Origin of the sequence: Steroidobacter flavus (assembly GCF_042651805.1) — a bacterium.
Classification (GTDB): domain Bacteria; phylum Pseudomonadota; class Gammaproteobacteria; order Steroidobacterales; family Steroidobacteraceae; genus Steroidobacter; species Steroidobacter flavus.
Window position 1 is genome coordinate 1,818,225 of sequence record NZ_JBHSDU010000003.1, and the last position, 13,830, is coordinate 1,832,054.

At 61.2% G+C, this 13,830-nt stretch carries 11 protein-coding genes; 7 read left to right on the plus strand and 4 right to left on the minus strand.

Annotated elements, in window-relative coordinates; all coding sequences use genetic code 11:
- Nucleotides 1-29: 29 nt before the first annotated feature.
- Complete coding sequence (locus ACFPN2_RS13375) at nt 30-1,217, minus strand: lipid A deacylase LpxR family protein (protein WP_380597271.1); 1,188 nt, start codon at nt 1,215-1,217, stop codon at nt 30-32.
- A gap of 404 nt (nt 1,218-1,621) precedes the next feature.
- On the opposite strand from ACFPN2_RS13375, the gene ACFPN2_RS13380 reads away from it, so the two are divergent.
- Entirely contained in the window at nt 1,622-2,548 is a 927-nt protein-coding gene (locus tag ACFPN2_RS13380) for a LysR family transcriptional regulator (RefSeq protein WP_380597273.1), read from the plus strand.
- A gap of 43 nt (nt 2,549-2,591) precedes the next feature.
- On the opposite strand, the gene ACFPN2_RS13385 is transcribed toward ACFPN2_RS13380, so the two are convergent.
- Complete coding sequence (locus tag ACFPN2_RS13385; RefSeq protein WP_380597275.1) at nt 2,592-3,191, minus strand: class I SAM-dependent methyltransferase; 600 nt, start codon at nt 3,189-3,191, stop codon at nt 2,592-2,594.
- 112 nt (nt 3,192-3,303) lie between these two features.
- Between ACFPN2_RS13385 and ACFPN2_RS13390 the strand changes: the two genes are divergently transcribed.
- The 5 genes from ACFPN2_RS13390 to ACFPN2_RS13410 all read left to right on the plus strand — a co-directional run bounded on the left by ACFPN2_RS13390 (nt 3,304) and on the right by ACFPN2_RS13410 (nt 11,366).
- Nucleotides 3,304-3,708 carry an Hsp20/alpha crystallin family protein gene (locus tag ACFPN2_RS13390; protein ID WP_380597277.1) on the plus strand — a complete coding sequence of 135 codons (405 nt, stop codon included), beginning with the start codon at nt 3,304-3,306 and terminating at the stop codon, nt 3,706-3,708.
- Nucleotides 3,709-3,727: 19 nt separating this feature from the next.
- Nucleotides 3,728-6,124 (plus strand): endopeptidase La, encoded by a 2,397-nt coding sequence (gene lon / locus ACFPN2_RS13395; RefSeq protein WP_380597279.1) that lies wholly within the window; start codon nt 3,728-3,730, stop codon nt 6,122-6,124.
- A gap of 538 nt (nt 6,125-6,662) precedes the next feature.
- On the plus strand, nt 6,663-8,657 hold the full coding sequence (locus ACFPN2_RS13400; protein WP_380597281.1) for a PrkA family serine protein kinase: 1,995 nt from the start codon (nt 6,663-6,665) through the stop codon (nt 8,655-8,657).
- 104 nt (nt 8,658-8,761) lie between these two features.
- On the plus strand, nt 8,762-9,952 hold the full coding sequence (locus ACFPN2_RS13405) for a DUF444 family protein (protein ID WP_380597283.1): 1,191 nt from the start codon (nt 8,762-8,764) through the stop codon (nt 9,950-9,952).
- A 7-nt stretch (nt 9,953-9,959) separates the two neighbouring features.
- Nucleotides 9,960-11,366 carry a SpoVR family protein gene (locus ACFPN2_RS13410; RefSeq protein WP_380597285.1) on the plus strand — a complete coding sequence of 469 codons (1,407 nt, stop codon included), beginning with the start codon at nt 9,960-9,962 and terminating at the stop codon, nt 11,364-11,366.
- Nucleotides 11,367-11,382: 16 nt separating this feature from the next.
- Here ACFPN2_RS13410 and ACFPN2_RS13415 read toward each other — a convergent pair whose 3' ends face one another.
- Nucleotides 11,383-12,258 carry an NmrA family NAD(P)-binding protein gene (locus ACFPN2_RS13415; protein ID WP_380597286.1) on the minus strand — a complete coding sequence of 292 codons (876 nt, stop codon included), beginning with the start codon at nt 12,256-12,258 and terminating at the stop codon, nt 11,383-11,385.
- 181 nt (nt 12,259-12,439) lie between these two features.
- Here ACFPN2_RS13415 and ACFPN2_RS13420 point away from each other — a divergent pair, with 181 nt between their 5' ends.
- On the plus strand, nt 12,440-13,426 hold the full coding sequence (locus tag ACFPN2_RS13420) for a LysR family transcriptional regulator (protein WP_380597288.1): 987 nt from the start codon (nt 12,440-12,442) through the stop codon (nt 13,424-13,426).
- 2 nt (nt 13,427-13,428) lie between these two features.
- On the opposite strand, the gene ACFPN2_RS13425 is transcribed toward ACFPN2_RS13420, so the two are convergent.
- On the minus strand, nt 13,429-13,809 hold the full coding sequence (locus ACFPN2_RS13425; RefSeq protein ID WP_380597290.1) for a hypothetical protein: 381 nt from the start codon (nt 13,807-13,809) through the stop codon (nt 13,429-13,431).
- Between the last annotated feature and the right edge of the window lie 21 nt (nt 13,810-13,830).

Sequence of the window (13,830 nt, forward strand, 5' to 3'; positions counted from 1 at the left end):
GCAGGGAGCAGGGTCGAGGAAACTGAAACTTAGAAATTGTGGGTGAGCTGTACCGCCCCCCACAGGGTGTCGCGGGACGCCGGGCCGTCGCGCAGCTCGGCGGTTTGATAGTGCAGGGCATAGCTCAGCTGCGTCTGGTCCAGGATCTGCGTAACCACGCCGATCCACGCTTCAGCCAACAGCGGCTGCACCTCATCCGAGGTATAGCGGACCTCGCTATCGCGAAACTGGCCCTGCAGGAACGCGTTGTAAGCACGCGCCTTGATGCGGGCACCGGCGAACACATACAGCTCACGGCCACCGCGATAACTCTCACTCGGCACCGGTGCCGACATGTAGTCGGTCAGCTCGGGCGCGAAGCTCCACCAGGGCGAATTGAAGTGGCCGGCGCGCACCGAGATCGAGGCACTTGTCTCGGTCAGGAAGCCGACGCTTCCCTGCACGGTGGTCTTCACATCGATATGACCGCTCGGATCGGCAATCCAGAGTTGCTGGCGGGCGAGGGTGTAGCGCGCCGTCGGTTCGCCGCCCGCGGAGATCTGATGATCATACCCAAGCGGTTTTTCCGAACCGACCAGCTCGTGGACGGCCCCATGCACATCGCTGGTCAGCGACAGGCCAAGCACACCGAACGTCAGGCTGCTGGTCCAGGCGCCGCGATCGTCCGCGTCCACCGTCACCCGGCCGTTAGAAACGAACAGCAGGCTGGCGTACGGGCGGTCGTCCGGTTGCACTTCACGGACCAGTGTGTCCTTGGGCGTGAAGGCCAGCAGGCCGAGCTGACGCGCGTAATGAACGTTGGTGCCCTCACCACGTACGACGAATTCATCCAAACGACGCAATAAGGGATCGAGTGACAACAATCCGTCGCGAGCGCGGTCGCCGGAGATTGAGATGCTCATGCCACCGGTGTAGTCGCGGTCCTGGTTGTCGCCGGCGAACAGGTCGTTATCGATCTGCACTCGCACCGCATCAACTCCATCGAGCCAGCCAAGGCGCTGATCCGACACGACCACTTCGGCGATCGCGTCCTCGATATCACTAACCGACTGAGCGACTGTCGCTTCATTCACCGCCAGCACCGGCGTGATTTCCAGAGAAGACAGCTCCTCGGCACGCGCTTCATTCCCAGTAACTACCAATGCAGCGGTGCCTAACGCCGCGAGAACCGCCCATCGCAGCTGTGCTGCCCATCCTGTCTTGATTGTCGTCGCCATAACCTTACCCATCCCATACGCGCCGCGTTTAGTTCCACGCTGCCGCTACCTGTTGCTGTTGTTCCGTGGTGGCTACTGTCTCCAAACAGACAGCCTCGATAAACGCGGCGAAGGGAATGACATTCATGAATCGCTGGTCATGAATCGCACCGGGTCGCTTCATTCGTACTACTCATGCGGCAACCCCACCGTCGCTTCGTTATTGCAATCACACTGCTGCAAGTGCACTAATCCGCTTGTGATGCACAGAAATTAGCGGGGCGGCGTGAGCATCCAGTTGGCCCAGCCGTGAACACGCCGTGAAAAGTTAAACCCACTGATTGGTGCCGGGGGCGAATGGGATTCGCTGCGCTTATGTAGCGATGCCTGCTGGGCAATGGAATCTTTCCTGGGGGGAAAGAAAGATGGATAAGTTCACCTGCATGGTGGCGTTGGCGAGAGTGGTCGAATTGGGGAGCTTCGCCGAGGCGGCGCGCCGGATGGGTGTGTCTGCGCCGATGGTGACCAAGTACATTGGGCACCTCGAGCACGAACTAGGCTCGCGTCTGCTGAATCGATCGACTCATTCCCTCAGCCTCACCGACGTCGGACAGCTTTATCACCAGCGTTGTGTCCAGATTCTGGAAGATATCGAGGAAGCCGAAGCGGTGGCCGGCGCCAACAGCGCGGTGCCCCGCGGCTCGTTGAAGATCTGCGTTTCAGGTGCCTTCGATCTGTCGCATGTCGGGCCGGTGCTGCTGGAATATTCGGCGCGCCATAGCGACGTGCGGCTGGAAGTGACGGTCAGCAATCACTTCGTGGATCTGGTCGAGGAAGGTTTCGATGTCGCGGTTCGCGCCGTCGACCAGCTGCGCGCCAATTCCATTCTCAAGACCGTCAAGCTCGCCACCTCGCGACTGGTGGCCTGCGCGTCGCCGGCCTACCTGAAAAAGAATCCGCAGCCGGAGATCCCGGAGAACCTGCTCCATCACAACTGTCTCGCCTTCACCGATACGGCGCCCACGGTCCAGCAATGGCGCTTCGAGCGCGATGGGCGCAATTCGATGGTGCAGGCATTGGGAACGTTGCGCGCGTCGAGCAATGAGCTGCTCAAGCAAGCGGCACTGCGCGGGCAGGGCGTGATTCTGCAGCCGACCTTCAATGTTTATGAGGAGCTGCGAGCGGGCACGTTGCAACAGGTGCTGGCCGACTACGATGCCGGCTCACTGGGGATTTATTTGATACATCCGCAGCGACGCTATCTCGCGACCAAGGTGCGAAGCTTTATTGAGTTGTTAGATGGACGATGGGGTACGAACCCAGACGCGGACCCATTTTGGAGTAATGGCTAGCTGACGGCGCGCGTGGTCACGGAGGCTACTGTTATTAAGTAGCCTACTCATCCACCGCGCCGCTGCGCTCGAGCTCCCACTGTCCCCACGGGACGCCCCGGCGTACATGGACACCGAAGCCGGCGTGTTCGAAATGTCGCGACAGGCGCGAGCGATACCAGCTCGCGCCACGCAGAGTAATGTCGCTGTCGCTGGTGTCGCGATCCGCATTGTCGCGCCAGTCTTCTTGAGTCGGCGCGTGAAAGTACAAGGCACCGCGTGACAAGCGCGCAAGATTCGCCATTGCCTGCGCGCATTCCCGGTCAGACAAGTACTGCATCACGTCATAACAAATGATCAGATCGAACCGGCCGCGCGGTCGATAGTCGGCCAGCGACGCGTTCACCCAGCCGTGCTCCTCGCACAGGTGCTCGCTCACCTCCAGCCCGATATACGTAGCGTCGGGAAAGGCTTCGAGCAACGGCGGGCGTAGCCACCCAAGTCCGCAGCCCGCATCGAGAATCCGCTTCACCGGCAGCTCCAGTTGCTTGACCAGCGCAGCCACCATGCCGGCGCGCCGAGCCATCTCCTCGCGGCTTGTAACCCGCGTGCGCGGATTCATATAGAAGCGCTGATAGAACCGGGCGTCGAAGCGATTGGACATCGATGGATGGACCTGACTGGCGTCGGCGAGAGTTTACTTGGCTTGCGGGTCGTTCTTGATAGTCGTACGCCCGACCCCACCTAGTTCGGCATGCCCAATCTGGAAATCAATCATGGCCATTCGTAACCCGCCGTCGTGGATGTGGGCCGAAGCCTGCGAAATGATGGAACGCGCGCAACAACTGCAGCGCCAGTTCTTTCGCTTCGGACGCGTGGCCGCCTCCTCACCACTCTGGGAACCGCCTGTCGACATCCTCGCTTATGGCAACGAGGTTCATGTCGCCGTGGCATTACCGGGTGTTGCCGCCGACAACATCGAGGTCCGCACCGATAGCGGGCTGTTGATCGTCAATGCCACGCGCGCATTGCCGGTGACCAGTCGCGCCACCGGGGTCCATCGGCTGGAAATTCCATACGGACGCTTCGAGCGGCGCATCGCGCTACCCGAAGGACGTTATCAATTGCTGGAGCAGGCTTATACCAATGGGTGCCTGTTCCTTCGTCTGGCACAACGCTAAGGCGGGGAGCCTCATTCAAATGACCGACTCTAATCGAAAGAATTCTCAGCAGCCCGAAGGCGCCGACGTGCACACCATCACCGATGACATGCTGGTCATCATTCCGGTGCGCAACCTCGTGCTGTTCCCCGGCACCGTGGTACCGGTGGCCATCAATCGCGACCGCTCGCTGGCGGCCGCGCAGGAAGCCGTGCGTAACAATCGCAAGGTCGGGTTCCTGTTACAGCACGACCCGGATCTGCAGGCGCCCACCGGCAGCGATCTGTATGCGACCGGTACGGTCGCGAACATCGTGCGCTATGTGACAGGCGCCGACGGCACACATCACCTGGTCGTCCAGGGTGAGCGGCGCTTCCGCGTGCTCGACTGGCAGAACGGTCTGCCTTACATGGTCGCGCGCGTGGAATATCTGCCGGACTCGGCCAACGTCGGCAGCGACGTTGAAGCACGCGCGCTCAACTTGAAGCGTCTAGCAGCCGAGGCCATCAGCCTGTTGCCGCAAGCGCCAGCGGAGCTGTCCAACGCCATTCAGTCGGTCGAGTCCGCCTCGACGCTGGCCGATCTGGTCGCGAGCTTCATGGACGTGAAGCCCAACGAGAAGCAGGAGCTGCTCGAAACCCTCGACTTGAAGGTGCGCCTCGAGCGCGTCAGCACGTTGCTACAAAAGCGCATCGAAGTGTTGCGACTCCAGCGGCAGCTGGAAGAAAAGACGCGCGACGCCATCGACGAGCGTCACAAGGAAGTCCTGCTCCGCGAACAGCTGCGCCAGATCCGTAAGGAGCTGGGCGAGGAAGGCGAGGCCGGCGAAGAGATCGCCGAGCTGCGGGAAGCCATCGAGAAGGCTGGCATGCCCGAGGAAGCCAAGGAACAGGCCGAGAAGGAATTGAAGCGGCTCGAGCGCATGTCCGACGCCAGCGCCGAGTACTCGATGCTCCGGACCTGGCTCGACTGGATGATCCAGTTGCCCTGGTCCAAGCTGGATAAGGAGTCGATCGAGATCGAGCATGCCCGCAAGGTGCTCGACGAGGATCACTTCGGCCTGGACAAGATCAAGCGACGCATCGTCGAGTACCTGGCCGTGCGCAAGCTCAATCCGCAGGGTCGCAGCCCGATCCTGTGCTTCGTCGGCCCGCCGGGCGTGGGTAAGACGTCGCTGGGCCAGAGCATCGCGCGGGCGCTGGGCGTGAAGTTCGCGCGGGTCAGCCTGGGTGGCGTGCATGACGAGGCCGAGATTCGCGGTCACCGTCGCACGTACATCGGCGCGCTCCCCGGCAACATCGTGCAGGCGATTCGTAAAGCGGGTACGCGTAACGCGGTGCTGATGCTGGACGAAATCGACAAGCTCGGTGCCGGCATCCAGGGCGATCCGTCGGCGGCGTTGTTGGAAGTGCTCGATCCGGAGCAGAACAACACGTTCCGGGACAATTATCTGGGCGTGCCGTTCGACCTGTCGAAGGTGGTGTTCATTGCCACGGCGAACATGCTCGACACCATTCCCGGCCCGCTGCGCGATCGTATGGAAGTGATCGAGCTCAGCGGTTACACCGAGGATGAGAAGGTCGAGATCGCCAAGCGTTACCTGATGCGTCGTCAGCTCGAAGCGAACGGCTTGAAGCCCGAGCAGGCGTCGATCACGGACGATGCGCTCCGTCAGATCGCGCGGGATCACACCCGCGAGGCTGGCGTGCGCAGCTTCGAGCGCATGATCGGCTCGGTACTGCGTAACGTCGCGGTGAAGATCGCGGAAGGCTCGATCACTCAGCAGACCGTTGATGTCGGCGACCTCGCAGCCATCCTCGGCGCCCCGCGCTTCGAGAACGAAGTGGCGATGCGCGTCAGTGTGCCGGGTGTGGCGACGGGTCTGGCATGGACGCCGGTGGGTGGCGACATCCTGTTCATCGAGTCGACGCGCGTGCCCGGTAACGGCAAGCTCATTCTTACCGGTCAGCTCGGCGAAGTGATGAAGGAGAGTGCGCAGGCAGCGTTGTCACTGCTGAAGTCGCAAGCGGCGCGACTGGGGATCGATACGACCGTCTTCGATAAGAGCGACGTGCACATTCACGTGCCCGCGGGCGCAATTCCGAAGGACGGCCCGAGCGCGGGCGTGTCGATGTTCACCTCGCTGGTCTCGCTGTTCACCAACAAGACGGTGCGCAGTGACCTGGCGATGACCGGTGAGATCAGCCTGCGAGGCCTGGTGTTGCCGATCGGCGGCGTCAAGGAGAAGACGGTGGCCGCGCATCGTGCGGGCATTCGCAAGGTGCTGCTACCGGCGCGCAATCGCAAGGATCTCGAGGATGTGCCGAAGAGTGTGCGCGACGAAGTCGAGTTCGTGTTCTGCGAACGTGTCGACGACGTGATCCGCGAAGCGCTCGGCATCCAGTTGAACGTAACACAGGTCAACGCGGCGGCCTGAAGCCAGCAACTACGCGGCGGGTGGAGCGCCACCCGCCGCGCTGAACCCGTCCTGAACTCTCGCCCTAACTAACGATAGGGCTAGCTGGCACGCGTGATGCACCCAATCAGCATGAATCGCATTGCAAGATTGGCGCGAAGAGAGTAATCAGTGAGTCATGTTCCGCACTCAATCGAGTGAGATGCGCAACTTAAGCGCGTTCCAGCGTCGCATTCCGCGAGCTGCGCGGGTCTTCATTATTCCTTCTTTATTACCGCCGCCGATCTTTACAGCGCGGCGTCCCGGCCGAACGCACCTGCTTGGCGCACGCGCTTACGGAACATGTTCGGCCATGGATCAGTCTTTGAGTGTGGGGTTGTCGGCAATTGCCAGAGGCAATGACGAGCAAAACCCTCAGCAACTCGCGTCGAGAGACGGGAGTATGCTGGTGACGAATCCGGACAGTGTGAACTGCGTGCAAGAGCATGCTGTCGTAACAGGTATATAGAACCCGCGAGCCCATGACACATTCATGGCTTGCTGATTGGAGGGCGGTTCGATGACGTCAGACAGCCCCAGAGGAAGCTCGCAACGCGGCGAGAGCTTCGTCGAGGCCTTGAGCGCCTACAGCCGATTCCACCGAGCCCAACACTGGTCGGGCACCTTCGGGGAATTTCTTCGCACTGTTGTCCCTGGCAATACGAGGCAGCTGGCTCGCAGCAGCCACGAATATCTATGGGACATGCTCAACTGGTTCGGCAAAACTTCTCCCGCTGCCAGCCCGATCAACGGCAACGGTAATGGCAACGGCAATGGTGAAACAGGCGCGGGCTCGAAAGAGTTGTTCAAGCGCGAGCTGTTCGGCATCGACGAGCCGCTAGGTCGTATCGTCGATTATTTCAAAGCGGCCGCCGCCGGCTCCGATGTCGGCAGACGCTTGTTACTGCTGCTAGGACCGCCGTCGGGTGGCAAGTCCACCATGGCCATCCTGCTCAAGCGCGGCCTCGAGGAATACAGCCACACTGACGAAGGGGCTATGTATGCCTTGCAAGGCTCGCCGATGCACGAATCGCCACTCAATCTCATTCCCGCGAGCCTGCGCGGCGAGTTCCGCGAGACCTATGGCGTGGAGATCAAAGGTGAGTTGAGTCCGTGGGCACGCGATCGACTTGAGCGCGAGTTCGAAGGCGACTTCCTGCGTATGCCGGTCGAGCGCATCTTCCTCTCCGAAGCATCGCGCGTGGGTGTTGGCACTTACGCACCACACGATCCGACCACGGCCGATCTCGCAGACCTGGTGGGTTCCGTTGATCTGTCCAAGGTTGCGCAGTTCGGCGATGAAGGCGATCCGCGCGCATGGTCGTGGTCAGGCGCGGTGTATGCCGCGAGCCGCGGCGTGCTCGAGATGATCGAGATCCTTAAAGTTAAGCGCGAGTTCCTGTATCTGCTGTTGACGCTGACTCAGGAAAAGAACGTAAAGGTGTCGCGCTTCCCGCTGATCTATCTGGACGAGACCATTCTCGCGCACACCAACCTGGCGGAATTCCACAAGTTCCTGCAGGAGAAGGAGAACGAGGCGCTGCTCGACCGCATGGTCATCGTCAAGGTGCCTTACACGCTGTCCTACTTCGAGGAATCGCGGATCTACAACAAACTGGTGTCCGCGGCCCCCGCGTTTCGCGATGTGCATCTGGATCCGCACGCATTGAAGCTCGCGGCGGTGTTCGCGGTGCTGACGCGCCTTTACAAGCCCGAGCGCGAAGGCCTGGACCTGTCGAAGAAGCTGCGTCTGTACGCGGGCGAAAGCGTGGAAGGCTTCCCGGAAACAGAGATCACACGGCTGCGTGCCGAAGCGCCCGAAGAAGGTCTGACAGGTGTCAGTCCCCGCTTTATCGTGAATTCGATTTCCAACGCCATCACGCGCACCGACAAGAAGAGCCTGACCAGCATGGAAGTGCTGCTCGCGCTCAAAGATTCGATCGAAACCGATGCGCGCATGGATGCGAAGGCCAAGAAGCTGTGGATCGATTATCTGGTACTGGCGCGCAAGGACTTCTATAACCGCTGGGTGAAGGAAGACGTGCATCGCGCGCTGTTCGCCTCGTTCGAGGACGAAGCCCAGCAGTTGCTGGACAAGTACCTGGACGAAGTGGAGGCGGCGCTGGATCACCGCGAGGTCACCGATCCGATCACTGGCGAGTCGCGTCCCGCCGACGAGCGCTTCCTGCGCTCGGTCGAGGACAAGATCAAGGTGTCGGAATCGGGCAAGCTGACATTCCGTCAGGAAGTGGTGCGCAAGGCCATGGTGGCGTACAAAGCTGGTGAGAAATTCACTCTCAACAGCCATTCGCGCATGCGCGAAGCCATTGAGCAGTATCTGTTCGAGGAGCGGCGTGACGTGTTGCGCCTGGTGACATCCGCGGCGCGGCCCGACGACGAAGCCCGTAAGAAAATCTCCGCGGTTCAGGATCGCCTGACCTCGGAGTATGGTTATGACGATCACAGCGCTAAGGAAGCACTGAGTTACGTGACGACTTTGCTCGCCCAGGAATGAACCGGAGTGTGTTTTGAGGAGTAGTCTCTTAAAGACCGATCCACAGCGCACCTTCCAGGAGTACTGTAGCAGCAAGGTCGAATGAGACGGGGGTTGCGAGCGACATGAGCGACAACGCAACGGGCAACGGAGGTGGCGACTCCGGGAATCGCAGCCCGGGCGAGGCCGGTTGGTACGACCTCTTCTCGCGCGGCGCGAGAGATTGGCTGCGTCACAATGACAAGGTGCGCGACGCCGTGCGCCAGCATCTGCCACAAATCGTGGCGGGCGCCGACGTGCTCACCGGCGGCGCGAGCACCGTGCGCGTGCCGGTGAAGATGCTGGAGCATTATCGTTTCCGGCTGCGCAACTCCAACGAGCAACAAGGCGTCGGGCAAGGCCAGGCCAAGCCCGGCGATCGTATCGGGCGTCCTCAGCAGGACAGCGAGAATCAACGCGGTCAGGGCGGTAACGAAGACGGCGGCGTGCAATACACGCTGGAGTTCCGCATCGACGACATCGTCGACTGGCTGTGGGAAGAGATGAAGCTGCCGAATCTGGAAGCCAAGGCCGGGCGCGCCAAGGAAGACGACTGGACGCGCGAAGGATGGGATCGCCGAGGGGCGCGTTCGCGGCTCGATCGTCGCCGCTCCATGAAGGAATCGATCAAACGTCGCGGTGTGCAAGCGGCGATCGGCGCGGAGTCGCCTTCCTTCACCGATGACGATCTGCGCTATCGCCAGCTCGCCAAGCGCGAGCAGCCGGCGATGCAAGCGGTCGTGATTCTGTTGCTCGATGTCTCGGGCAGCATGGGCGAGCGCGAGCGGCAGATTTCCAAAACATTTTTCTTCTGGGCCATTCAGGGCCTGCGTCGCCAGTACCGTCATCTGGAACTGGTGTTCGTCGCGCACACGTCCGAGGCCTGGGAGTTCGAAGAAGACGAGTTCTTCAAAGTGACTGGCACCGGCGGCACGGTCGCCTCGGCGGGCTTGAAGAAAGTGCGCCAGGTGATTGAGGAGCGCTACAGCCCGAGCCAGTACAACATTTATTTGTTCTACGCCTCCGACGGCGAGAACTTCCCGTCCGATCAACCGCAGGCGCAGGCTGCGTTGGAAGAAGTGTCCGGCGATTGCAATTACTGCGGTTTCCTCGAAGTCGCACCTTTGGCCGGCTCCGCGCCGGACAGTGAGATCGGCAGGCTGTTCGTCGACCTGTCGCGGGATGACGATAGCGTCGGCGCGTATCGCGTGAGCGGTACGGATGACATCTGGAATGCCGTGCGGCATTTCTTCACCCACGCTTCGCAGGGTTCCTGAGACCGCAATGCCCAGCACGATGCATACAGAAGACTGGCAATCCCACATCTCGCGCATCGAACAGTTGGCACGCGCGCAGGGATTGAAGTACCACCCCGTCGAATTCGAGGTGGTGCCGGAAAGCTTCATGACCGAGATCGCGATCTACGGTCTGCCGGTGCGCATGCCTCACTGGTCGTTCGGCGTTCGATACATCTATCAGCTGATTCAGCATCGCATGGGATTGTCACGACTGTTCGAGGTCGTGTTCCCGGGCAATCCCGGCCGCGCCTATCTCGCGAAGAGCAACAGCGCGGCGGAGAACGTGCTGGTGACCGCTCACGTACTCGGCCACGCAGACTTCTCTGCGAACAACATGCTGTTCCGTCGCAGCCAGGATCAGGTCGGCGAGCACATCGTCGAACAGGCCGCGGCTCATGCACGGCAGATTGCGATGGCGATCGAAGAGCATGGCTTGGAGCGCGTGGAGTTGGTGCTCGATGCCGCGTTGTCGCTGGAACAACACATCGATATCGATCAAGGCCTGCGCCGGCCACGCTACCCTGAAACCATCGCGGAACGAGGTCCGCCAGTGAACGATGAGTTCGCGAAACGTTTCGCGTCGCTCGGCCCCGATACCGCGCGCCCCACACACAGTGGTCCTGCGAAGAAGGCGCCGATTCCGCCCCATCCCGAAAGCGATCTGTTGTGGTTCATCGCGCAGTACGCGCCGGAGATGGAGCCTTGGGAGCGGGACATCTTCCTCGCGGTCCGCGAAGAATCGTTTTATTTCTATCCCGTGTTCGCCTGCCAGATCATGAACGAAGGCTGGGCGTCGTACTGGCACGCGCGACTGCTACGCGAGGCAGACTTCCTGCCTGCGGCCGCTTACGTCGACGCAATCAAATGTCATTCGGATGTCGTACGTCCGACGGCCACGGGCGACAACGTGGCGCTCGCGACCAATCCCTATCACCTCGGCTTCTCGATCTGGGAAAAGATCGTGGAGTCCCAGGGGCTGGACGCGGCCCGACGGATCATGGCGGAAGACGACGACTTCTCCTTCGTGCGCAACCATCTCACTCATGAGCTCGCCACGGAGCTGAAGCTGTTTCGCTTCAAGGGCCCGGCCACGGGCACGCTGACGGTTCAGGACATGGATCTGCCGTCGCTGCACGAAGCCCTGCTGCATCCGAAGTACGGCTTCGGCGCCCCGAGAGTGAGCGCAGCCCGCGTGCATGTGGATGGGAAGCTCGAGCTACACCACGATCACGTCACTGACGGCCGCGGCCTCGATCCGGAACGTGCTCGGAAAGTGTTGGAATACGTCGCGAAAGTGTGGCGACGTCCGGTGAGCATGAGCACCGTGGACAACGATCAGCGCAGCGTCGAGATTTCCGTTTCGCCCGGCCTGACGCCGAACTTCAGCCGCTGATCGCCGGCCTGAGCCTTCAGGCCGCGGAAGCGGACAAGAACCGCGCCTTGTAATCCCGCACGAACGCTTCGAGCGTGCGTGGCGGATGGCCGGTCACGTCCTGAACGACGGTATTGGGCGGGACATTCAGCATGTTGGACGCGCACGCGTCCCAATATTCCAGCTTCGCTTCAATCATCACCGGCGACAGGCCCTTACCCTGCAACCACCCACGAGCCTCGTTGGCGGTGATGTCATGGTAGCGGACCGGTTTGCCGAGAATATGACTGAGCCTGTCAGCGATTTGCGGAAAGCTAAGCGACTCCGACCCGGTCACCGTGTAGATGCGCCCCGCATGCGAAGGATCTTTCAAAGCAGCGACCGCGACGGCGGCCACGTCCCGAGCGTCGACCCAGCTCCAGGCGTTGGAGCGGAACGGGCCGGCGATCAGGCCTTGCTGGGCGATGGTGGGTGCGAATTCGAACAACAGCTGGAGCATGTATGCCGGCCGCAGTCGGGTCACGGCAACGTCCGGACAAGCGGCCACGCCGCTTTCGGCCTGGCCCAGCCAGCGAAGCATGCGGGCACAACACATTTGCGGATTGGCGCCGACGCCGGACAGCTGAACGAAGCGTTTGACGCCGACGGCCTTGGCGGCTGTGGCCATCTTCAGATGGGCTTCGGCGATATGTGGGGAATAGCCCGAGGCCAGGAACGCGGCCTCGACACCCTCGAAAGCCCGCTGCAGACTGCTCGGGTCGTCCGGATCCGGGCGGACCGCCTCGATGTTCGGGGCTTTGATCGGCAGATCGACGGGTTCCTGTAGTAGCGCACGGACCGCCACGGGCTGATTGGCTAGCTCGGCGAGCACTGCTCGGCCTACATGGCCCGTTACGTCCGTCACCAGAAACATCGTTCAATCCCCCAGTAGCAGGTCTTGATCAAGGGTTGCGAAATTGGGCGATACATTAAGCAAGGTTCCCACTGCGGTAAACCACCGCGAAAGCAAAAACTTCGTGCGTTACGGTCATCAATTCAGAGCCTACAATGCACCCACGTCATGGTTCCGTGACTGCAGGGAAACAATTCGTTGAATGAACAATTTCAGTGACATCGTAGCCTTCGTGCGTGTCGTTGAAGCCCACAGCTTCGTCGCCGCCGCACAGACGCTAGGTATGTCCCCCTCGGCGATAAGCAAGGCGGTAAGCCGCCTGGAGGAACGCCTAGGGGCGCGCCTACTCAATCGCACCACCCGCTCGCTGAGTTTGACTGACTTGGGCACGGGCTTCTATGAGCGTTGTCGTGAAGCGCTCGGCCAGCTCGACCAGGCGGAAAACGAGGTGTCGGAGTCGCGAGGCGTTCCGCGGGGCAAACTTCGCGTCGACGTGCCCATCTCCCTGGGCCGCAAGATCATCGTGCCTGCCTTGCCTCGGTTCATTGAACAAAATCCCGAGCTGACGGTGCAGATGAGCATGAACGACCGGGTGATCGATCTGGTGCAGGAAGGCATCGACGCCGCCCTGCGCGTCGGCAATCTGTCCGACTCCAGCTTGATCGCCCGCCGCGTCGGTAATCTGCGCGGCGTCACCTGCGCCTCGCCTGAATACATCGAGCGCATGGGCGGCCCGCCGAAGTCCCCCGAGGACCTCAAGCCTGAGCAATGCATCGCCATGTTCCGGCCCGGCAGCAACCAGATTCGTGACTGGATGTTCCGAAAGAACGGGGTCGATCTCACCATTATTCCGGCGGCACCGCTGTCGTTCAGCGACCCGGAATCCGCTGTAGCTGCGGCTGTGAGCGGCGCGGGCTTCGTCCGCACGTTGGATTTCACGGCCGAAGCGCAGATCGCTTCGGGATTGTTACAACCAGTGCTGGAAGATTGGAACGACGGCGCCTGGTGGCCGGTGTCTGTGGTCTATCCCCAGCATCGGCAACCGACGGCGAAGATTCGCGCCTTCATCGAATTCGTGAGCGGCCTGTTCCCACAGATCACTCCCGACCGCGTGCCCGCCCTCAACGGCGCCGGCACCGATGCGTCTCCAGCCCGAGTCACCCGCATGGCGGCCGCCGCGCCGCCTTGATCTCATAAGATACAAACGCTTTTGCCCGTCGCCTTCGCCAGGTGCGCCGCCGCGATGGAGGCGTCCACCTGCTCCGTTGTCGTGCCGATGTGAATGTTTGCTGAGCGCTTGATCTGCAGAATGACCTTATAAGTGGCCTCGTCACCGCCATTTTCGACAATGCCGATGGCCTGAATATCGTCAAACTTCACCAGCCCTTTTTTCCCTCGCTGCACGATCTTCGTCCAGGCATTCAGCAATAACGTCCGCCCCTGCCAGGAGAACTCCATCCGATGCTCATCGAGCCTCCGCAAGACGGGCTCCTTCTCAGCCTCATCGAGGCCGACAATCATCTCCTGCCAGATCCGTCGCAAGATTTCGAGCAGGTTCTCGAGGGTGCTCATGATGGGACGCCACTGTAAGCT